Annotated in this window: 15 protein-coding genes; 7 read left to right on the top strand and 8 right to left on the bottom strand. The window is 70.9% G+C overall.

From position 1 onward, the window contains the following. Window positions 1-2 precede the first annotated feature (2 nt). The 5 genes from ICC28_RS07275 to ICC28_RS07255 form a co-directional block, all read right to left on the bottom strand. Complete coding sequence (locus ICC28_RS07275; protein WP_223188523.1) at window positions 3-1,397, bottom strand: bifunctional transcriptional activator/DNA repair enzyme AdaA; 1,395 nt, start codon at window positions 1,395-1,397, stop codon at window positions 3-5. Window positions 1,398-1,547: 150 nt separating this feature from the next. Then, window positions 1,548-2,687: a ribosome small subunit-dependent GTPase A gene (gene rsgA, locus ICC28_RS07270; protein ID WP_188287587.1), complete on the bottom strand. Its 1,140-nt coding sequence runs from the start codon at window positions 2,685-2,687 to the stop codon at window positions 1,548-1,550. 283 nt (window positions 2,688-2,970) lie between these two features. Continuing rightward, on the bottom strand, window positions 2,971-3,960 hold the full coding sequence (locus ICC28_RS07265) for a hypothetical protein (RefSeq protein WP_223188455.1): 990 nt from the start codon (window positions 3,958-3,960) through the stop codon (window positions 2,971-2,973). 223 nt (window positions 3,961-4,183) lie between these two features. Then, window positions 4,184-5,692 carry a cellulose-binding domain-containing protein gene (locus tag ICC28_RS07260; RefSeq protein ID WP_188287586.1) on the bottom strand — a complete coding sequence of 503 codons (1,509 nt, stop codon included), beginning with the start codon at window positions 5,690-5,692 and terminating at the stop codon, window positions 4,184-4,186. Window positions 5,693-5,886: 194 nt separating this feature from the next. Beyond that, entirely contained in the window at window positions 5,887-7,206 is a 1,320-nt protein-coding gene (locus ICC28_RS07255) for a radical SAM protein (RefSeq protein WP_188287585.1), read from the bottom strand. 137 nt (window positions 7,207-7,343) lie between these two features. On the opposite strand from ICC28_RS07255, the gene ICC28_RS07250 reads away from it, so the two are divergent. From ICC28_RS07250 to ICC28_RS07220, 7 genes are all read left to right on the top strand, one after another. Beyond that, window positions 7,344-8,588 (top strand): FAD-binding protein, encoded by a 1,245-nt coding sequence (locus tag ICC28_RS07250; protein ID WP_188287584.1) that lies wholly within the window; start codon window positions 7,344-7,346, stop codon window positions 8,586-8,588. 155 nt (window positions 8,589-8,743) lie between these two features. Next, window positions 8,744-9,991 (top strand): ROK family transcriptional regulator, encoded by a 1,248-nt coding sequence (locus tag ICC28_RS07245; RefSeq protein WP_188287583.1) that lies wholly within the window; start codon window positions 8,744-8,746, stop codon window positions 9,989-9,991. Between the two features lie 11 nt (window positions 9,992-10,002). Then, window positions 10,003-11,850, top strand: a complete 1,848-nt coding sequence (locus ICC28_RS07240; RefSeq protein ID WP_188287582.1) for a glycoside hydrolase — start codon at window positions 10,003-10,005, stop codon at window positions 11,848-11,850. Window positions 11,851-12,065: 215 nt separating this feature from the next. Then, window positions 12,066-13,331, top strand: coding sequence for an ABC transporter substrate-binding protein (locus tag ICC28_RS07235; protein ID WP_188287581.1), 1,266 nt, complete (start codon window positions 12,066-12,068; stop codon window positions 13,329-13,331). Between the two features lie 20 nt (window positions 13,332-13,351). Further along, the gene (locus ICC28_RS07230) at window positions 13,352-14,317 is read left to right on the top strand and encodes a carbohydrate ABC transporter permease (RefSeq protein ID WP_188287580.1); all 966 of its coding nucleotides are present in this window, start codon (window positions 13,352-13,354) and stop codon (window positions 14,315-14,317) included. Then, entirely contained in the window at window positions 14,314-15,186 is an 873-nt protein-coding gene (locus tag ICC28_RS07225; protein WP_188287579.1) for a carbohydrate ABC transporter permease, read from the top strand. The genes ICC28_RS07230 and ICC28_RS07225 overlap by 4 nt, the downstream gene beginning before the upstream one ends. A 28-nt stretch (window positions 15,187-15,214) precedes the next feature. Further along, complete coding sequence (locus ICC28_RS07220) at window positions 15,215-18,079, top strand: glycoside hydrolase family 2 TIM barrel-domain containing protein (protein WP_188287578.1); 2,865 nt, start codon at window positions 15,215-15,217, stop codon at window positions 18,077-18,079. A gap of 105 nt (window positions 18,080-18,184) precedes the next feature. Here ICC28_RS07220 and ICC28_RS07215 read toward each other — a convergent pair whose 3' ends face one another. The 3 genes from ICC28_RS07215 to ICC28_RS07205 form a co-directional block, all read right to left on the bottom strand. Beyond that, window positions 18,185-19,075 (bottom strand): potassium channel family protein, encoded by an 891-nt coding sequence (locus tag ICC28_RS07215; protein ID WP_188287577.1) that lies wholly within the window; start codon window positions 19,073-19,075, stop codon window positions 18,185-18,187. Between the two features lie 101 nt (window positions 19,076-19,176). After that, entirely contained in the window at window positions 19,177-19,692 is a 516-nt protein-coding gene (locus tag ICC28_RS07210) for a hypothetical protein (RefSeq protein ID WP_188287576.1), read from the bottom strand. Beyond that, window positions 19,689-21,401 (bottom strand): PHP domain-containing protein, encoded by a 1,713-nt coding sequence (locus ICC28_RS07205; protein WP_188287575.1) that lies wholly within the window; start codon window positions 21,399-21,401, stop codon window positions 19,689-19,691. The genes ICC28_RS07210 and ICC28_RS07205 overlap by 4 nt, the downstream gene beginning before the upstream one ends. Between the last annotated feature and the right edge of the window lie 61 nt (window positions 21,402-21,462).

The raw sequence follows: 21,462 nt of genomic DNA, 5'->3' as shown, positions 1-21,462 counted from the left end.
GGTCACGGGGACTGCTCCAACTCTCCTGCTGTACGCAGGTGTTGCAGGGCGTATGAGCGCCAGGGGCGCCAGTTGTCGGGGACGTCGGCGCCCGCGGGGGCCACGTCCGGGTCGCCGAGGGCGCGGGTGCGGATGACGGCGACCGTGCGCGGGTCCAGGCCGGGCAGGGCGAGCAGCGCTTCCTGCGCGTCGTCCCGGTCGGCGCCCGGATCCAGTCGTACGGCGCCGTCGGCGAGGGCGGTGGCGAGCGGGCCCGCGGGGCCGTCGGGCTCGGCCTCGGCGAGGACGGCGGGTTCGGGGAAGAGGTGGGTGAGGCCGTCGCAGGGGGCGTCCAGGGTCTTGCCGTACCGCTGTACCAGCCGCCCGGCCTCGGCCCGCCCCACCACGGCCCGCACCGCCAGTTCCTCGGGGTCGGCGGCGCCCGGTGAGCGCAGTCCGGGGCGGGCGGCGACGAGCGGGGCGAGCCGGGGGTCGGCGCCGAGCCGTTCGTCCACGGCGTAGGGGTCGGCGTCCAGGTCGAACAGCCGGCGCAGTCGCTGTACGGCGGTGGTGAGGTCGCGGGGGTCGGTGAGGTGCAGGCGGGCGTCGAGCCAGCCGCCCGGGTGGGTGCCGTGGGCCGTGCGGACCGAGCCCGTCCGTTCCTGGACCGCGACGATGCCGGTGCCGTGCGGCAGGCGCAGGGTACGGCGGTAGACGCGCCGGCCGTGGGGCCCGCCGACCTGCTCCACGCCCGGTACGGCCTCGGCCTGGAGCAGGTCGAACACGGCGTCGGACCGGTACGGCCCGCGGTGGGCGAGCCGCAGCGGGATCCCGGCCGTCGGGGTGGCGGCGCGGCGGGCGGAGCGAGCGGATGCCCGGAGCTCGCTGGGCGTGCGGGCGTAGATCTCCCGGATCGTGTCGTTGAACTGGCGGACGCTGGCGAACCCGGAGGCGAACGCGATCTCCGTGATCGCCAGGTCCGTGGTCTGCAACAGCGTCCGGGCGGTGTGCGCCCGCTGTGCCCGGGCCAGGGCGACGGGCCCGGCACCGAGCTCTCCGGTGAGCTGCCGCTGGACCTGCCGGGGGCTGTAGCCGAGGCGGGCCGCGAGACCGGCGACACCCTCGCGGTCCACCACACCGTCTCCGATCAGGCGCATCGCCCGTCCTACGACGTCGGCGCGCGCGTTCCAGTCGGCGGAGCCGGGAACGGCGTCCGGGCGGCAGCGGCGGCAGGCCCGGAACCCCGAGCCCTGGGCCGCCGCTGCCGTGGTGAAGAAGCGCACGTTGCGGCGGTTCGGGGTGACCGCCGGGCAGCTGGGGCGGCAGTAGATGCCGGTCGTCTCGACGGCGTAGAAGAACTCGCCGTCGAAACGGGCGTCCCGGCTGCGTACCGCCTCGTACCTGCTGTCCTCGTCCATCACACCCTCAAGTCTCGGTGACGCGAGGGACTGCCGCTGGCGGGATTCGGACAGGGCCCTGCGCCCCGAAGGGGCGCGGGGAACTGCGCGACCGGCCGCGACGGCGCCGCGGGTGAACCGCACGCCGTCGCGGCACTTCCGGCGGAGCGCTCACCGCCAGCCGTTCCGCTTGGCCTCCATCGCCGCCCGGCCCTGCGCCCCCTTCCGCTTCCAGTCCCGCTTGATCTCGGCCCGGACGCGGGCGTCGGTCTTGGCGACGATCCACTGGTTCTCGCGGACGAGCTTGCGGTAGCTCTCCAGCCGTCGGTGCGGCAGCTCGCCCGACTCGACGGCCTCCCGTACCGCGCAGCCGGGCTCGGAGTCGTGGGCGCAGTCGTGGAAGCGGCAGTCGCGGGCGAGGTCCTCGATCTCGGAGAAGACCTGCCCCACCCCGCTCCCCGCGTCCCAGAGGCCCACACCGCGCAGTCCGGGGGTGTCGATCAGCACTCCCCCGCCGGGCAGCGCGAGCAGGTTCCGGGTGGTCGTGGTGTGCCGCCCCTTGCCGTCCATGTCGCGTGTGGCCTGTACGTCCATGATGTCGTCGCCGAGCAGCGCGTTGGCGAGCGTGGACTTGCCCGCGCCGGACTGCCCGAGCAGCACGGCCGTACCACCGGAGACGATCGCGGCGAGCGCATCGAGCCCTTCGTCGAGGTGGGCGCTGACGGTCAGCACGGGCACGCCCGGCGCCGTCGTCTCGACGTCCTGCACCAGGTGCGCGAGCGTCGCCGCGTCCGGCACCAGGTCGGCCTTGGTGAGCACCACCAGGGGCTGCGCCCCGGACTCCCAGGCCAGCGCCAGGAACCGTTCGACGCGGGCGAGTTCGAGCTCGACGGCCAGCGACACGGCGACGACGGCGTGGTCGACGTTGGCCGCGAGGATCTGTCCCTCGGACCGCTTGGAGGACGTGGACCGCACGAACGCGGTCCGCCGCGGCAGATACGCCCGTACGTACCGCGGGTCCCCGCCTTCGGGATCGACGGCGACCCAGTCCCCGGTGCACACGACCTTCATCGGGTCACGCGGCACGACGAACTCGGTGTCCGCCCGCACGACGCCGTCCGACGTGATCACATCGCACAGCCCACGGTCGACCCGCACGACACGGCCGGGCAGAAGCCCCTGCTCGGCGTAGGGAGCGAACTCGGCTTCCCAGCCCTCGTCCCAGCCGTAGGCGGCAAGAGAGGACGACGAAAGCGAAGAAGAAGACGAAGAGGAGGAGGAAGAAGAGGAAGAGGAAGAGGGGAAAGACAAGGGGTGACCCTTCACAAGGGTGGCCCCGGCACCGCGCTCACGGGCGCGGGAGAGGAGTGAGGTCAGCCGGAGGCCACGGAGGTGGACTGAACGAACTTCCGGATGCGGGCAGCGCCCATCTCAACGACAGCCATCGGTCACACCTCCTGAATCAAACCCAAGTCACCAGCGGCAACCACCGGTCACCGCTCCAACAGCCCCGACCTTACGAGCTGCCGGACCGCGGCACCACCGAATTACGGCGCCCCTGACAGGCGGGCGCCTGTCAGGGGGCTCGGGATGATCAGAAGTCGGACTCCGGGTAGTCCTCTTCGGGGAGGTCAGTGATGTCGACCTCGGAGTCGTACGCCGGTCCGCCGAAGAAGCCGCTCATGAGCTCGACGAGGTCGATGGTCTTGGCACCGGCCGGGGCGGTGGGCTTGGTGCCCTCGCTCAGGCGCAGGGTCAGGCCGAGCTTCTTCACCTTGGCGTTCTCGGCCAGCTTGGCGAGGTCGAGGTCGACCTGGGCCAGCTCGCCGTTCTTGATCGTGAAGTCCGCCGTCACCTTGGCGTTGGGGGCGTCCTTCAGGTCCTTGTCCGTGGGCAGGTCCATGCCCGGCGGGAGGTCCTTCATCAGGGGCCGGATCTCGCCGAGGAGCTCCGTGATCAGCGTGCGGAAGGGGGCCGTGGCGGTGACGTGCTCGGTGCCGTCCTTGCCGTCGGCCGTCTTGAACTCCACCTCACGGGCGATGACCTTGCGGAGGGACGCGGTGAGCTTCTTCTGCGTCTTGGCGTCGAGGGACGACGCGGGGCCGCCCTTGGCGCCCTTGCTCTCCGCGTTCTTCTGCATCTCCTTGGTGTCGAACTTCACCCACTTGCCCTCGAGGACGTCCTTCAGCGCCCCGGCCTCCGGGGGCAGGTCGTCGGCGTCCGGCAGGGGGCCGCCCATCGCCTTGCCCATGGCGTCCATGTCGACACGGGCGTAGGCGTAGTCGCCGATCAGCCGGTACTCGACGAGGTCGCCGTCCGATGTGGTGACCTTCATGGCCGAGCCGAGGAGGTCCTTCTCACCGGACTCGCTGAGCGGCTTCTTCGACTGCACGGTCACCGCGATCTTCGCGCCGCTGAGCAGCTCGGCGACCTCGTCCGGGATCTCCTCACCGGGTGCGGGGTCGGATTCGGCGTCCAGCGCCTTCAGGGACGCGGCGTCGGTGTCCAGAGCGAGCTCGAAGGAGAGCGTGTTCTTCTCACCGAGCTTCTCGAAGGCTCGGTCGAGCTTCTTGCCGGCGGACAACTGCTCCGCCGTTCCGCAGGCGGCGGAACCCGCGAGGACGGCACCGGCGACGGCCGTGGCGGTCAGGGTCTTGCGTATGGCGTTGATGATGTTCTCCTCGTAGCTCCGATCACAGCGTGATCGACAAGGAGACTCACGACCCGCCCGGAGGGTTGCACTGTCGTGCGATCCGATGGCGGCCCCTGGTTCCGGCCCACGTGCGCGGAGGGCCGGGCCCCGCCGGTCAGGCGGTGGTGCAGGGGCGCCCGTTCAGTGCGAAGCCGTGGGCCGGGGCGTTCTTGCCCTGCCAGGTGGCGAGGAAGCCGAAGGCGAAGGTGCCGTCGGCGGGGACGGTGCGGTTGTAGTCGGCGGCGGTGGCGGTGACGCGGGAGCCTTTCTGGGTGAAGTTCGCGTCCCACATCTGGCCGATCTTCTGGCCGTCGGGGAAGGACCAGGCGACGCGCCAGGTGTCCAGGGGCCGCTCGGTGGTGACGGTGACGGTGACCTGGAAGCCGTCGGGCCACTGGTTGACCAGGTCGTAGCGGACCCGGCAGGTGGCGGGTGCGCTCGTTTCGGGGTCGGCGGCGGTGCTGGTGTGGGTGCCCTGGGGTTCGGGGTCGGGGTCGGGGTCCTTGTGGTCGGGGTCCTTGTCGGGGTCCTCGTGGTCGGCTGTGTTCTTCGCGTCGCTCGCGCTCGCGGAGGACCGTGGGGTGTGCGAGGGCGGGCGCGCGGTGGCGGACGGCAGAGCCGAGCCGGGGTCGGCGACCGGCTGGCGGTCACCGGGGTCGCCGCCCGGTGCGGCGCCGTCGTCCGTGCTGCCGAAGGGCATCAGCGACACGGCGAGCGCGAGCAGGGAGACGAGGACGGCGGCGACGAGGAGGCCGTTGCGCAGGACGCGGTTCTTGTGCGCGGCGGGGTCGCGTTCTCTGCCGTCCGGTTCCGGCGCGTCGGGCCGGCCGGCGCCGAGGCGGACCTCGGCGGCGCGGCGGCGGCGCTCCAGGTAGGCGAGGCCGCCCCAGCCGATCACCCCGCCGGCGAGCGCGGCGGGCAGGCCGACGCCGTGCAGCCGCAGGCAGGCGGCGGCCTCGGCGCAGTCGGCGCAGCGGGCCAGGTGGTGGGAGAGGTCGTCCGGGGTCTCGGCGACGGGTGAGCGGGTGACGGCGTCGAGGAGGCGGACGTAGCCGCGGCACTGCGGGTCCTTCGGCGCGTCGAGGTGGCTGCGTCGGCAGCGGTCCCGGAACAGGACGCGCACCTGGGCGAGTTCGTCGGAGACGCCGGCCGGGTCGAGGCCGAGCCGGCGGGCCACGACGGACAGCGGCAGCGCCTCGACCTCGGCGAGCCAGAGCAGTTCGGCGTCGGGCTGCTGCATGTCGCGCAGGGCCCGTAGGGCGAGAGGGCGGCCGGTGGGCGGGGCCGTGTAGCGGGCGGCCTTGTCGGAGTGGAGCCACAGGCGCAGTTCGGGGTCGAGCATATGGCCCTTGCCCTCCGTCTCCCAGTCGGCCGCGGTGGTGCGAACGGCGCTGAGCAGCAGGGGGATTCGGGGCAGGCGGGGTGCGCGGCGGCCGGCGCTCCGAAGGTCGTGTCCGTCGGCGGCGCGCAGGTCGCGCATGCCGGTCGCGAACGCCTGCCGGGCCAGCTCGGTGGCCGCGGTGGAACCGGCCGTGCACAGGTCGGCGTACGAGAGCACGGCGTCCCAGCACTCGGAGAACAGCGCGGCCTCGGTGTCGTCCTGGGGGGTCGGCAGGTCGGGCATGGGTCTCCTGCATCCACGAGCGAGGTCAACTCACCATATTGGCAACGGAGTTGGGGGGAACCTCGCGGCAGAACACGAGCTTTTCACGTCTTCGACACAACTGACAAGCGCACTGTTCAGATGTTACGGCGACCGACGGGACCCTCGACTCCGCCCTGGAGTACGGATCCCGGCGGCCTCCTGCTCATCTTCCGTCACACGGAGGTGGGTTCCTCCGCGGGCAGGCTGTCCATGAAGGAGCTCACGGAGAAGACGGCACGGCCGGGACCGGGCTCACCGTATCCGGGCGGCGAGGACAGACCGAACTCGTCCATGGTGGCGCGGTAGGCCTCCAGCAGGCGGATGTGGTACTCCAGCGGCGCACCCTGCGGGTTGGCCTTGCCGAGCGGGGTCGTCGGCTCGGGGCACCAGGTGGTGAAGCGGGGCGTGATGCCGTGCGACATGAAGAAGCGCAGGCCCTCGGTGGTGGAGGCGATCGCCTCGTCGACCGTCTTGAAGCCGAAGGGCTCGGCCATCTCCACGCCCGCCACGAAGTTGGGGATCACGTTGCGGGCGCCGAAGACCTCGGCGGAGTCGAGGATGCGCTTGTGCCACACGTCGCGGCCGACGTAGCGCTCCTTGCCCGGGCAGTACATCTTGAACAGGTACTCGTCCCACACCTCGTAGTTGGGGTGGTAGATCTGCACGCCGTAGTCCTTGAACCGCTGCACGTCGTCGCGCGGCAGCGCCTGGGCGACGACCTTGCCGATCCAGCGCCCCGGGAAGCGCTCCTCGATGGCCTTGGCGTAGTGGCCGTAGAAGTCGGCCTCGTCGCGGCCGGAGACCGTCTTGGTGATCGCGCCGCCGGTGAGCGTGTAGGCGGTGGAGGCCTTGGCGGTGTCGTACCGGTCGATGATCTCCAGCGCCTCCAGCACCTCCTCCACGTCCTTGACGCCCGTGTACGGCCGCCCGGCCGCCTTGTGCTGGCGCCAGTTGTGGTTGATGTCGCAGTACTGGCACTCCTCCTTGGCGCCGAAGTACTGGCAGACCCGGAAGACGGTGAGGTAGATCAGGTAGCCCCACTGGATGGTCGGGGCGACCTCCATGACGGACTTCCCGTTGGCGAGGGTGTGCCGGTAGTACTCGGGCATCGGCGGGACGCCGACGTCGGAGATCCGCCTGCCGTCCAGGTAGAGGCCGAGCATGCCGTCCTCGTCCGCGGCCACGCGGTAGGGCGAGGCCGGGTTCACGCGGACGGACACCACGGTCCGGCGCAGGTCGTACGGCCCGCCGGTGAGGATGATCTCCTCCGGCGGCCGGCGCAGCGCGGCCTCGCCCAGCTCGGGCAGGGTGCCGTGATCGAAGGAGAAGATGAAGTACGACTTCGGCTTGACCTCGCCGGACTCGTTGTCGCTCAGCGCGGACGGGTCGAAGGCGACACCGCCGCGGAGCAGGTCCTCCTTGAAGACGGCCTCCCGCGGTACGTGCGGAAAGCGCTCCATCAGATCCTCGACCAGCGCGGTACGGCTGCCCATCCCGTGTCTCCTCCCGGCTCAGGCGTTCGACTCCTCACGGTATGCCCCCGCCTGCCCGTGCCCGGTACCGGGTCCCCTCGTGGCGCGCGGCGCGGATGAGAAGGTCTCCCCGGAAGCACTCTCGGGAGGGACGACGGATGACGGACACGGTCACCAACTGGGCGGGCAACATCACCTACGCCGCCAAGGAGCTCCACCGCCCGCACTCGCTCGACGCGCTCGGGGCGCTGGTGGCCGCCGGCACGCGGGTGCGGGTGCTGGGCAGCGGACACTCGTTCAACGAGATCGCCGAGCCGGGCGCGGAGGGCGTCCTGCTGTCGCTGGCCGGACTGCCGGCCGTGATCGACGTGGACACGACAGCCCGGACGGTACGGGTCGGCGGCGGCGTGCGGTACGCGGAGCTGGCCCGGGTGGTGCACGCGCACGGCCTCGCGCTGCCGAACATGGCGTCCCTGCCGCACATCTCGGTGGCCGGGTCGGTGGCGACCGGCACGCACGGCTCGGGGGTGTCCAACGGCTCGCTGGCCGCGCCGGTGCGCGAGGTGGAGCTGGTCACGGCGGACGGCTCGACGTTGCGGATCGGGCGGGCGGACGCCCGGTTCGGCGGGGCGGTGACCTCGCTCGGCGCCCTCGGGGTGGTCACCGCACTCACCCTGGACCTGGAGCCGGCGTTCGAGGTCGAGCAGCACGTCTTCACCGAACTCCCGCTGGAGCGGCTGGAGTTCGAGACCGTGGCGCGGGCGGCGTACAGCGTGAGCCTGTTCACGGACTGGCGTGCGCCGGGGTTCCGGCAGGTGTGGCTCAAGCGGCGCACCGACCAGCCGCTCGCGGACTTCCCCTGGGCGGCGCCCGCGACCGAGAAGATGCATCCGGTGCCGGGCATGCCCGCGGTCAACTGCACCGAGCAGTTCGGCGTGCCGGGCCCCTGGCACGAGCGGCTGCCGCACTTCCGGGCGGAGTTCACCCCGAGCAGCGGCGCCGAGCTCCAGTCGGAGTACCTGCTGCCCCGGCCGTACGCCCTCGACGCGCTGCACGCCCTGGACGCGGTCCGTACGACCCTGGCGCCGGTGCTCCAGACCTGCGAGGTGCGTACGGTGGCCGCCGACGAGCAGTGGCTGAGCCCGTCGTACGGGCGGGAGACGGTGGCGCTGCACTTCACCTGGGTCGAGGACACGGCGGCGGTGCTGCCGGTGGTGCGGCGGGTGGAGGAGGCGCTGGAAGGGCTGGACGCGCGGCCGCACTGGGGGAAGGTGTTCACGGTGCCGGCGGCCGTGCTGCGCGGGCGGTACCCGCGGCTGGACGACTTCCGGGAGCTGGCGCGGGCGCTGGATCCGGGGGGCAAGTTCGCCAACGCCTTCGTGCGGAACGTGCTGGAAGGCTGATCCCGACGCCCTGGAAGGCTGGTTCCGAATCCCCGGGACCGACTTTATAAAGCCCCTTTCCTAACCCCTTGTCGAAAGTCCCCGCAGCCCATAGCCTTGCGCCGCGCCGGTGCCGATGCCGCTCCGGCCCGAGCCGAAGGGACGGGGGCGACCCGGTGAAGCGCACATCACGTGACATCCGTACCGCGAACCGCTACGAGGTGCTGCGCCAGATCATCGCCGCGTCGCCCACCTCCCGGCAGGAGCTGGCGGCCGCCACCGGGCTGAGCCTGGCCACGGTCGCCACGCTCGTCGGCGAACTGCTGGACCTCCACATGATCACGGAGGTGGGCTTCGAGGACTCGGCGGGCGGCCGGCCCCGCGGACTCGTCGCCGTCAACGCGTCGGGGGGCGCGTTGATCGGCGTCGACATCGCGGAGACGTACGTCCATGTCGAGCTGTTCGACCTCGGGCTGAACGTCCTCGCCCGCGCCGAGGAGGACGTCCGCCCCGGCGAGAGCCTCCCCGGGCAGGTGGTCGGCCACGTCGCCGCCGCCGTGGGATCGGTGGTCGCGCAGGCCGGGGTCGAGGGCGCCCGGGTGCTCGGTGTCGGGGTGAGCGTGCCGGGGCAGGTGGACCGGGCCACCGGCGTCTCGGAGTACGCGCCCAACTGGGACTGGCACGACGTGCCGCTGCTGGACCTGCTCACCGAGCACATCGCCTACCCGCTCTACCTGGACAACCCGCTGCGCGCCTCCGCGGTGGCCGAGCTCTGGTTCGGCGCAGCGCGCGGGCGCGGGGACGCCGTGGTGGTCAACCTCGGGACCGGGGTGGGCGCCGGGCTCGTCCTCGGCGGCGGGCTGCACCGCGGTGTCAGCAACAGCGCCGGCGAGTGGGGCCACACCACGATCGTCCTGGACGGCAGGCTCTGCCGCTGCGGCAAGCACGGCTGCGTGGAGGCGTACGTCGGCGCGTCCGGGATCATGCTCACCCTGCGGGAGCTGAGCCCCGACAGCACGTTGCTGCACCCGGAGGACCAGACGGCGACGATCGCCGCCCTGGCCCGGGGGGTGCGCGCGCAGGACCCGCTGGCGCTCAAGGTGGTCCGCGACACCGTCCGCTACCTGGGCACCGGCATCGCGGACCTGGTCAACCTGTTCAACCCCGAGGTGGTCGTGCTCAGCAGCTGGGTCGCGGCCGCCCTCGGCGAGCCCCTGGTCGCGGAGGTGCGCGAGACCGTCGCCCGGCACGCGCTGCCCCGGCCGATGGCCGCCACCGAGATCGTCCTCTCCCCGATCCCCACGGACCCGGTGTGCCTGGGCGCGGCGACGTTCGCGCTGGAAGGGGCACTGCAGTCGGTCGGGCAGAGGCAGGCGAAGAAACGCACCACCCCCGCAAGGAGCCGTACCGCACCACCTTCATGACGACGGAAGGGATGCACGTGACTCACCCTCACCCGAGCCCCCACCCGAGACGACCGGTTCTTCTGGCAGCCGCAGCCGCGCTCGCTGTCGCCGGTCCTCTCATATCCGCTCCCACCGCTTCGGCCGCTCCCCCCAGGGCGGCGGAGGTCTCCCCGCACGCCGCCCAGACCATCGACAACATCGGTGCCTCCGGCGCCTGGTGGGTCAACGACCTGGCGAACTTCGACCCCAAGGTGCAGGCCCGGGTCGCCCGGCTGCTGTTCTCCTCGGACGGCCTGGACCTCAGCAACTACCGTTACAACATCGGCGGTGGCGGCACGGGCGTGACCTACGCCCCGCGCGCGCCCGAGGACTTCCTCGCCGACGACGGGACGTACGACTGGAGCCGGGACAACGCCGGCCGCACCTTCCTCAAGTACGCGGCCAGGTACGGCGTCGAGGACCTGGTCGGCTTCGTCAACAGCGCGCCCGCCGAGTGGAAGACGAACGGCAAGAGCTGCGGCGGCCATCTGAAGGCGGAGAACGAGCGGGACTTCGCGAAGTACATCGCGGACGTCACCGACCACCTCGCCGCGCGGGGCATGAAGCTCGACTACATCAGCCCGTTCAACGAGCCGACGAACAGCTTCGACTCCTGCGGTCAGGAGGGCATGCTCGTCGACGTGTCGCAGCGCGACGACATCGTGCGGGCGCTGGGCGCCGAGCAGAAGGCGCGCGGGCAGCGGACCGGCATCATCGCCGACGAGTCCACCAGCGCGGTGAAGTTCAACGACGAGCTGCCGCAGTGGATTACGCAGCCGGGCACCGCCCAGTACGTCGACAAGCTCGCCCACCACACCTATGACGACCCCTCCGACGCCAACCGGGCGAAGATCTACGAGACCGCCAAGAAGGTCGGCATCGAGTCCTGGTCGACGGAGATCTGCTGCTTCGGCAAGGGCGGCACGGGCTGGGCGCAGGAGTACGACCCGACCATCGACGGCGGTCTGAACCTCTCGCGGATCGTGTACAAGGACTTCGCGACGGCCCACGACTCTGCGTTCCACTGGTGGGTGGCCCTGTCCGAGATGATCGGCACCGACCCGTACGCGCGCAACGACGAGGGCTGGAACGACGGCCTGATCTACTACGACCCGGACTACGCCACCAACGGCAACCAGAAGCTGTACTTCACCAAGCGGTACTACGCGCTCGGCCAGTACAGCAAGTTCGTCAAGCCGGGCTCGGTGATGCACAACGTGACCGGCGTCCCGGACGGCGTCGAGGTCAGTGCCTACGACCGGAAGGGCAAGTGGGTGGTGGTGGTCAACAACCACAACGCCACCAGCACTTCGCTCGACCTGCACTTCAACAGCCGTACCCCGGTGCGCGCTTCGAAGGCCGTGCGGACGTCGGCGACCGAGGACTGGGCGCGGGTGGCGAAGCCGTCCGTGCGCGGTGGCACGATGTCGGCCTCGCTGCCGGCCCGCTCGATCACGACCTACGTCCTGGACCAGAAGGGCCACGGCACCTCGGCCGTCACCGGCGCCTGGCAGGGCAAGCAGTCCGGCAAGTGCCTCGCGGCCGACGTGACGATCAGGACCTGCACCGGCGAGGAGCCGCAGCGGTGGTCCTACGACGCGAAGGGCGCCCTCAAGGGCCCGAACGGCTACCTGACGGCCGGGAGTTCGGGGCTGGCCACCTCCCCCGAGTTCACCGGTGCCGCCGCTCAGCGCTGGCTGCTGAACGCCAACGGGCAGATCGTGAGCAAGGCCTCCGGGCAGTGCCTGGACGTGGGCGGGCAGGCCACCGCCGACGGCAGCAGGGTGGGTCTGTGGACCTGCAACGGCGGGGCCAACCAGGCGTGGTTCCGGCAGTGACGCGCCACGTCTGAGAGGGGGTGCGGGCCGCTGGTGCGGCGGCCCGCACCCCGTCACGTCCGGTATTCCGAACGCCACGCAACGCTTCGAACAGACTTCGTTCAACCCCTTGCCGAAGCCTTAGCCGAAGGTTAACGTCCCGCACCGCAACCTGAATTGAGCCACCTGGCGCGAGCCGTGGAGCCGCAAGCCGCACGAGAGACAAGGACGTCAGCATGTCGGCATCGAGCAACACCAACTGGTCCCGCCGTTCACTGTTCCGGGCGGCCGCGGGCATGGCCGCGGCCGGCACCCTGGCGGCGTGCGGCGGCAACAACGGCCGCAGCGGCGGGTCCGGTTCGGGTGTCAACCTGACCCAGTACTTCCACGCGTACGGCGAGCAGGGCACCGAGCAGGCCATCAAGAAGTACGCAGCGGCCTACGACAAGGCCGACGTGACCACGCAGTGGATCACCGCAGCGGACTTCGAGAACAAGCTCTTCGCGACGCTGCTCACCAAGAACGCGCCCGACGTCTTCGAGTTCCACCCGCAGATCCAGCTGGTCACCAGCGGCCAGGTGGCGGACCTGACGGACATCGTCGAGCCGGTCAAGGACGACTTCAACCCGGCCGACATCAAGTCGCACACGGTGGACGGGAAGATATACGGCGTCCGCATGATCGACGACCCGCAGTTCTTCTACTACCGCAAGTCGATGTTCGACGAGGCCGGCGTCAAGGTGCCCGAGACCCTCGACGAGCTGATGGAGATCGCCGCCAAGCTCACCACCAACAAGGTCAAGGGCCTCTATCTCGGCAACGACCTGCACAACGCCGTCGACCCGCTGATCTGGTCGGCGGGCGCCCAGCACCTCGACGAGAAGAACCAGATCGCCTACCACACGGACGGCGTCGTCGAGGGCATCAAGAAGATGCGCACGCTGTTCACCAGCGGCGACCTCCTCCTCGGCGCCCCCACCGAGTCCTGGGACCCCTCCTCCTTCAACCAGGGGCTGTGCGCCATCCAGTGGTGCGGCATGTGGGCGATGCCGGCCGTCCAGGAGGCGCTCGGCGACGACTGGGGCATCTTCCCCTTCCCCAAGACCGTCGACTCCGGCAAGAAGTCGGTCTACAACGGCGGCTGGTCGATGTTCGTCAACGCCAAGGGCGACAACGTCGACGCGGCCAAGGAGTACGTGAAGTGGCTGTGGATCGACCAGAAGGAGTACCAGGAGGACTGGGCCACCTCCTACGGCTTCCACATCCCGCCGCGCACCTCCCTCGCCGAGTCCGCCGACAAGCTCAAGACGGGCAACGCGGCCGAGGGCGTCAAGCTCTTCAACGAGTTCGGGCACTTCGACAACATCGGCTGGACCCAGGCCATGCGCACCTCCCTGGAGGACGTCTTCGCCAACTCCGTCCGCAAGGGCGGTGACCCCGAGGCCTCCCTCGACAAGGCCGACAAGGCGATCAACCGCGAGCTCAAGAAGCTCTTCGGATAGGCCGGCGGACAGGCAGGGACATGTCGACGACCACCAAGCCCGACCTCGTGAACCCCGCCCCGGCGAAGGCCTCCCCGGCCAAGCCGCGGCGGGGGCTGCGGGGCAGCGCCACCTTCAACTTCTGGCTCTTCTGCGGCCCGTTCCTCATCGGCCTGCTGATCTTCATCTACGTGCCGATCGGCTGGAGCATCTGGCTCAGCTTCTTCGAGGCCCGCTTCACCGTCACGCCGGACAAGTTCATCGGCTTCGACAACTACAGCTACATGCTGACGAACGAGGACTTCGTCGGCTCGCTGGGCACCTTCACCGTCTTCGCCGCGTTCATCGTGCCCACCACCTGGGCGCTGTCGCTCGGCCTCGCCCTGCTGGTGAACCGGCTCAGGTTCATGCGGGCGTTCTTCCGCTCGGTGTTCTTCCTGCCGACCGCGTGCTCCTACGTCGCGGCGGCGCTGATCTGGAAGATGTCCATCTTCAACGGGGTGCGCTTCGGCCTCGCGAACACGGTGCTCGGCTGGTTCGGCGTCGACAACATCGCCTGGCTGGTCAACCCCGACCCGCCCTGGTACTGGCTGGTCATCGTCACGGCCCGACTCTGGCTGCAGTCCGGCTTCTACATGATCCTCTTCCTCGCGGCCCTGCAGAACATCCCGGGCGAGCTGTACGAGGCGGCCTCCATCGACGGCGCCAAGCCGGGCTGGCAGACCTTCCGGCACATCACGCTCCCCCAGCTGCGGGCGACGTCGACCGCGGTGATCCTGCTCCTGCTCATCGCCGCCTACCAGGCCTTCGACGAGTTCTACAACCTGCTGTCGAAGACCACGTGGGGCCGTCCGCCCCTGGTCGAGCTCTACTACACCGCCCTGGGCGAGAACCAGGACTACGGCGCCGGCAGCGCGGGCGCCGTCATCCTGACCGTCCTGATCTGCGTCGTGACCCTGTTCCAGGGCAAGATCATGGGCTTCGGAAGGGGGGACGAGTCCAAGTGACCACCACAGCGCCCGAGATGGCCAAGACCAAGCGCCGCAGCGGCCACGGCGTGATGAGCAGCACCGGCCTCTACATCGCCACCGGCGTCGCCGCCGTCCTCTTCCTGATCCCGTTCTATCTGATCCTGCGCAACGCCCTGTCCACCGACGCCGAGATCACCGGGGAGAACTGGAAGCTCTTCCCCACGAACCTGCAGTGGGGCAACTTCGGCGACGTCTGGAACGACACGTCGGTCCCCTTCGCGCGGTCGATGTGGAACTCGGCGGTCGTCGCCGTCCTGCACACCGTCGGCGTCCTGCTGGTGTGCTCCCTCGCGGGCTACGCCCTGGCCCGCATCCCGTACAAGCACGCCAACAAGATCTTCTACGCCGTGCTGGGCACCCTGATGGTCCCGACCGCCGTCACCTTCGTCCCCAGCTTCGTGCTGGTCTCGTCGCTCGGCTGGGTGGACAGCTACCGGGGTCTCATCATCCCGGGCCTGTTCAGTGGTTTCACCTGCTTCCTCTTCCGGCAGTACTTCCTTGGATTCCCCAAGGAACTGGAGGAGGCGGCACGTGTGGACGGGCTCGGCTACTGGGGCGCGTACTGGCGCGTCGTCGTGCCGAACTCGCTGAACTTCTTCGCCGCGATCGCGACCATCACCTTCATCAACGGCTGGAACTCCTTCCTGTGGCCGCTGGTCATCGGCCAGGACCCGGAGGCATGGACCGTCCAGGTCGCGCTCTCCAACTACATGACCGCCCAGACCGTCGTGTTCCACCAGATCTTCATGGCCACCGCCATTTCCATCCTGCCCCTGGTGTTCGTGTTCCTCTTCCTCCAGCGCTGGCTGGTGCAGGGGATCGCACAGACCGGCATCAAGGGCTGAAGCCCTCCTCAACGAGACATGGAGACCGATGTCCCTCCGCACCACCTCCACCTCCCCCGGCTACGTCGAGGACGTCTCCCCGGGCAGAGGGGCCCTGCCGCCCCGCGCCTGGTACGCCACCTCCGACGCGAAGTCACTCTCACTGAACGGAAGTTGGCGGTTCCGGCTGTCGGCGACGGCGGACGCGGAGGACGAGGCGTTCGCCGCCGAGGGGTACGACGCCGGTGACTGGGCCGAGGTCACCGTCCCGGGCCACTGGGTGCTCCAGGGGCACGGCTCCCCCATCTACACCAACCACCTGTACCCCTTCCCGGTGGACCCGCCGCACGTGCCGACGGAGAACCCGACCGGCGACCACCTGCGGGTCTTCGACCTGCCGGCGGCCTGGCCCGCGGACGGCGGCGCCACGATCCGCTTCGACGGTGTCGAGTCCTGCGCCCGCGTCTGGCTGAACGGCACGGACATCGGGGAGTTCAAGGGCTCCCGGCTGCCGCACGAGTTCGCGGTCGGGCACCTGCTCAGGCCCACCGGGAACGTCCTCGCCGTCCGCGTCCACCAGTGGTCCGCCGGTTCCTACCTGGAGGACCAGGACCAGTGGTGGCTGCCCGGCATCTTCCGTGACGTCACCCTGCTGCACCGCCCGGCGGGCTGCGCCCTCGACTTCTTCGTGCACGCCTCCTACGACCATGTCACCGGCGAGGGCACCCTGCGCGTCGACTCCGGGGCCGACGGCCGCGTCACCGTCCCGGACCTCGGCATCGACATCGCGACCGGCGAGTCGGCGACGGTGCCCGTGCGGGCGTGGACGGCGGAGACACCGCACCTGTACGACGGCGTGCTGGCGACCGAGGGTGAGCGCGTGCCGCTGCGGATCGGCTTCCGTACGGTCGTCCTGGAGGACGGCCTGATCAAGGTCAACGGCAAGCCGGTGCTGTTCAAGGGCGTCAACCGGCACGAGTGGCACCCGGACAAGGGCCGTGCCCTGGACCTGGAGACCATGCGTGCGGACGTGCTGCTGATGAAGCGGCACAACATCAACGCCGTCCGCACCTCGCACTATCCGCCGCACCCCGCCTTCCTCGACCTGTGCGACGAGTACGGCCTGTGGGTGATCGACGAGTGCGACCTGGAGACCCACGGCTTCACCGAGCAGGACTGGCGGGACAACCCCGTCGACGACGACCGCTGGACCCCGGCGCTGCTGGACCGCGCCGCCCGGATGGTGGAGCGCGACAAGAACCACCCGTCGGTCGTCTTCTGGTCCCTGGGCAACGAGGCCGGCACCGGGCGCGGTCTGACGGCCATGGCCGAGTGGATCCGCGGCCGGGACCCCGAGCGGCTCGTGCACTACGAGGGCGACTGGAACTGCCGGGACACGGACGTGTACTCGCGGATGTACGCCTTCCACGACGAGGTCGAGAAGATCGGGCGTGGACTCGACGGCGGCACCCACAAGCGCCGTGAACTGCCCTTCATCCAGTGCGAGTACGCGCACGCGATGGGCAACGGCCCCGGCGGACTCGCCGACTACCAGGAGCTGTTCGAGAAGTACGACCGGCTCCAGGGCGGCTTCGTCTGGGAGTGGATCGACCACGGCATCCGCCACCCCGAGCTGGGCTTCGCCTACGGCGGCGACTTCGGCGAGGAACTGCACGACGGCAACTTCGTCTGCGACGGGCTGGTCTTCCCGGACCGGCGCCCCTCCCCCGGCCTGATCGAGTACAAGAAGGTGATCGAGCCGGTCCGCATCGAGGGCGACGGCACCGACGGCACCGTACGCGTGGTCAACGGTTACGACTTCGCCGATCTGTCGGCGCTCGCCTTCGAATGGTCGTACCAGGTGGACGGCGAGACGGTCGAGGCGGGTGCGCTGACCGTGCCCGCGCTGGCGCCGGGCGAGGCGGCCGACGTGAAGCTGCCCGAGCCGCCCGCGCACGGCAGGGACGGCGAGGCGCAGTGGACCGTACGCGCGCTGCTGGCCGCCGACACCGCGTGGGCGGCGAAGGACCACGAGGTGGCGTGGGCCCAACTTCCCTTGTCCGGGCGGGTGGAGCCGTCCGTGGCGGCGAGCGACCGCCCGACCGCGAGCGAGCGGCTGATCTACCTCGGCCCGGCCTCCTTCGACGTGCGCACCGGCGCGCTGAGGACGGTCGGCGGCGTCGAGGTGACGGCTCCCCGCCTGGACGTGTGGCGGGCGCCCACCGACAACGACGAGGGCGCGGAGTGGCAGTCCGACACCCGCTACGGGGCGCTGTGGCGCAAGCTCGGCCTGCACCGCATGCAACACCGTTTGGACGGCGTTGAGTTGACCGACGACGCGTTGATCGTCCGCACCCGGGTGGCACCCGCCGCCTGGGAGATCGGCCTGAGCACGGTCTACCGCTGGACCTCCGACGGGACCCGGCTGAAGCTGACCGTGTCGGTGACGCCGGAGGGCGACTGGACGGTGCCGCTGCCCCGCCTGGGCATCCGGCTCGGTCTCGCGGACGCGGACGCCGTGAAGTGGTTCGGCGGCGGTCCGGGCGAGGGCTACCCGGACACGAAGTCGGCCTCGGCGCTGGGCCGTTGGCACGCCTCCGTCGACGAACTCCAGACCCCGTACGTCTTCCCGCAGGAGAACGGCGCGCGTGCCGACGTCCGTTGGGTGGAACTCGGCGGCCTGCGCATCGAGGGCGACCCGGAGTTCTGGTTCAGCGCCCGCCGCTGGACGAGCGAGCAGTTGGACGCCGCCCGGCACCTGACCGACCTCACCCCCGGCGGCACCGTGTGGGTCAACCTCGACCACGCCCAGCACGGCATCGGCTCCCAGTCCTGCGGCCCCGGCCCGCTGCCCCAGTACTTCCTGCGGGCCGAGCCGGCGGAGTTCTCGTTCGTGTTCTCGGAGACCCGCTGAGCAGTGGCGGCCAGGCCCGGGGGCTGCCCCGGGCCTGACCTCCCCGACCGGATCCCGTGTCGCATGGGCATGAGAGGACGGCGGCCCCGCAGGGGGTGCCTTCGGTCACTCCCGCTCATCGGTGTGCGGCGCCTCGACACCGTGGTCGCGGGCGTAGGCGGCCAGGATCCGGGGCCGTTCGCCCCGGGTGCGGAGGAAGCGTTCGTCGAGGACGGTGGCGAGGTCGTCGAGGGCGGCGGCGAGCACGGCGGAGGCGATGCGGGTGCGGGGGTGCCGGGAGTTTCGGGTGCGGTCGGTGAGTTCGGCGACGTAACCGATGTTCGGGGCGAGGGCGCTGCCGCTGGTGCCGTCGTGGAAGTAGTAGGACTCCGGGTACTGGGCGAAGTCGACGCTGACGCGGGCCACGTCGCCGGCCAGCGCGTCCAGCACCGCCGCGCCCGCGTCGGAGTTGAGCTCTTCGTCGGTCAGTGCGGCGCGCCGCAGGTGGCAGATGCGCAGGGCGAGGGTGCGGCGGCGGGCGAGGGACGGGAAGACGCCGAGGACCCAGGAGACGGTGGCGGTCAGCAGCGCGAAGCCGACCAGTGCCTCCAGGGGGGCCACGACCCGCAGCCAGGACTCCGCGGGGGCGATGTCGCCGAGGCCGAGGGTGCCCACCATGACGAGGGAGACGTAGAGGGCGTCCACCGGCCGGGAGTGCTCGGCCGGTTCCAGTGCGCTGGAGAAGACGAAGCCCTCCGGCATGTGCGGCCAGTAGATCACCGCCCAGCCCAGGGCCACTCCGCAGGCCCACATCGCCATCACGCACGCCATGCCGAGCGGTCCGACGATTCCGGCGGCCCGTCGGCGCGGGCCGGTGCGGGCGGACAGCCGCCACAGCGCCACGATGACGATCCTGCTCAGTCCTCCGCGGCGGGTCGGATGCCACAGCGTGTGGAACACGTCCCGCAGGATGACCATCACCACCACCGCGCCGACCACCGAGATCCAACCGTTCATGCACCCTCCTCAGCCTCACCGGTACCCGCTCCAGCATGCGGCCCACCGGACACCGGCCCGAGTACATCGGCCCGGTGTCCGGAGGGTGCCGGGCGGGTCGCTCAGTGGTCCGCGCAGCAGGGTGTCGGGTCGGGGACCTCGAAGGGGACGAGGGCACCGCCGACGGCCGGCATGGCGGTCAGGACGAGTTCGCCCTCCTGCCACTGCGGCCGTACGTGGTCCCGGGTCAGCAGCGGGGTGTCCGGAGCCGGGCGGCCGGGCGCGCCGAGGACCGTCACGCGGTCGATCGCCGAACGCGCCGGGACCTCCGCGACGGCCAGTCTGCCGGTGAGCGCGGCGACGCCCGGGTAGATCACCGCACGGCCCACCGTGTCGGGAGCGCCGGGCGTCACCGCGTACCCCCGCGCCGTGAGCCGCTCCCCGGCGGTGCGCAGGAGCGGCTCGGACGGCAGGGCGAGGGAGAGGGCCACCCGCGGCCGGTCCCCGCGCACCAGGTGCGTGCAGCCGAACGCGCCCTCGGGGAGGTCGAGTTCGGCCGCCAGTGCCTGGAGCAGGTGATCGGCGGCGCGCAGGTCCCTCAGTCCCGGATCCAGGGTGAGGGCGTACGAGGAGGTCACGACGGCAGGACCCACACCGGGTTGGAGTAGAACCAGAGGTCGAGCCACGGATCGGCGTCTCCTACGACGTCGATGGCCGGGCCCGCCGGGTCCACGGCCGCGCCCAGCGCACCGACGGCGGAACGGTTGCCGTCGGTGCCGCGCAGCCGCAGATAGGAGGGGCGGTCGACGCGGCCGAGGGAGTAGGTCAGGCGGACCGTGCCGGTCGCCTTGTTCACCTCGTACGACTTCACGACCCTGGCCGTCGGCGCGGTGAACGTGTCCTTGTCGGCCACCGGGCCCGTCACCTCGCCCCGGATCACGTCCACCCGCGCCAACTTCGGCACGAATCCCGCCCAGTTGGCGCCGCCCGCGAGGGCGATGTCGACGGTCAGTGTGACGTTCGTGCCCTTCTTCACGTGCAGCGCGCCGCCGAGCGTGGTCCACCGGCCGCCGCCGGACACGCGGACGTCGAGGCCGCTGATGAGCTGCCCGTGGTCGACCCAGATGCGGCCGGCGCGGATGCCGTCCATGACGGCGGCGTAGGAGAAGCGGTCCGCGCCGACGTGGGTACGGCTGTACTGGCCGGGCCAGTAGTCGCCCTCGGTGAGGTCGAGCTTGCCGCCGTAGACCGGGTCCGCGTGGTGGCCGTTGGCGTTGTAGTCGGTGTTCGGGCCGCGTACGGCGGTGTCGGCGTAGACCTGGTGGGAGTCGGAGTTGGCGGTGATCCACCAGGGCTTGCCCTCGGCGAGGAGGCTGTCCCACAGGCCGCCTACGGTGGCGGTCATCCAGTCGAAGCCGCCCCAGGTGCGGTAGCTCTCCAGGGGGTAGCCGGGGAAGGAGTTGGCGCCGGGGCTGCCGTCGTACAGGCCGCGGGCCCGGCCCATGCCGAGTTCGGCAGGGATGCCGGCGGCCTGGTGGCCGGGGGCGCCTTCGAAGCCGACCGCGATCCGGCGGCCGCCGCCGGTCGCGTCGCGCCACGCGCGGATCTCGTGCGGCGAGTCGATGCCCTTGCGCGCCGGGTGGTTGGCGAGCATCAGCGCGTCCTTCACCTTGCGGCGACGCACCTGCTCGGCGAGGAAGTTCAGACCCGCGATGGCGAGGGTCTCGTTGGCGGGCGTGGAGTCGGTGGCCTGCTTGACGCCGCCGTCGTAGTCGGTCTCGAACTGCTTGAGGACGGAGACCTCGTTCTTGCCGGGGTGGACGAAGACGGTGCCGTGCTCGGCGGCCGGGATGTTCCACTCCAGGCCCTGGAAGACGAGGGTGTCCTCGTAGGCGCTCCGGGCCTCGCGGATGTCGGGGTTGACCTTCTCCACGCCGATCCTGGCGTGGGTGGCGTTGCCGTGGTCGGTGATGACCAGCCAGTCCATGCCGTGCTTGGCGCCCTGGCGGACCTGGTCGACGACGCGGTACTTGCCGTCGTTGCTGTACTGGGTGTGGATGTGGTGGTCGCCGGCCAGCCACAGGAACCCGCCCTTCCTGCGTCCGGCGGAGGCGGCAGGGGCGGTGGCCGCGGCGGCGGGGCTCTGCGGGGTGAGGACGCTCGCGGCGGTCAGGCCGGCGCCGAGGAGTCCGGCCCGGCGCAGCAGGGTGCGGCGCGACTGCTGCTCGGGGGTGAGGGCCTCGTCGGGGACGGAGGTGTCGAAGGCGGCGGGGAGCTCCGCCGCCGTCGAGGGGCCGTGGTCGTGATCGTGCGCGTGTCCGTGATGGTGGTGATGCCCGTGACCCATGAACGCCTCCTGGTACCGCTGCCTTCCGCGGCGCGACCACGCCGCGTGTGGAGGATCGACG

Source organism: Streptomyces sp. TRM68416, from assembly GCF_014596915.1.
In the GTDB taxonomy this organism is placed as follows: domain Bacteria; phylum Actinomycetota; class Actinomycetes; order Streptomycetales; family Streptomycetaceae; genus Streptomyces.
The sequence above is the reverse complement of the archived record's forward strand: the minus strand, read 5'-3'. Positions and strand labels throughout refer to the sequence as shown.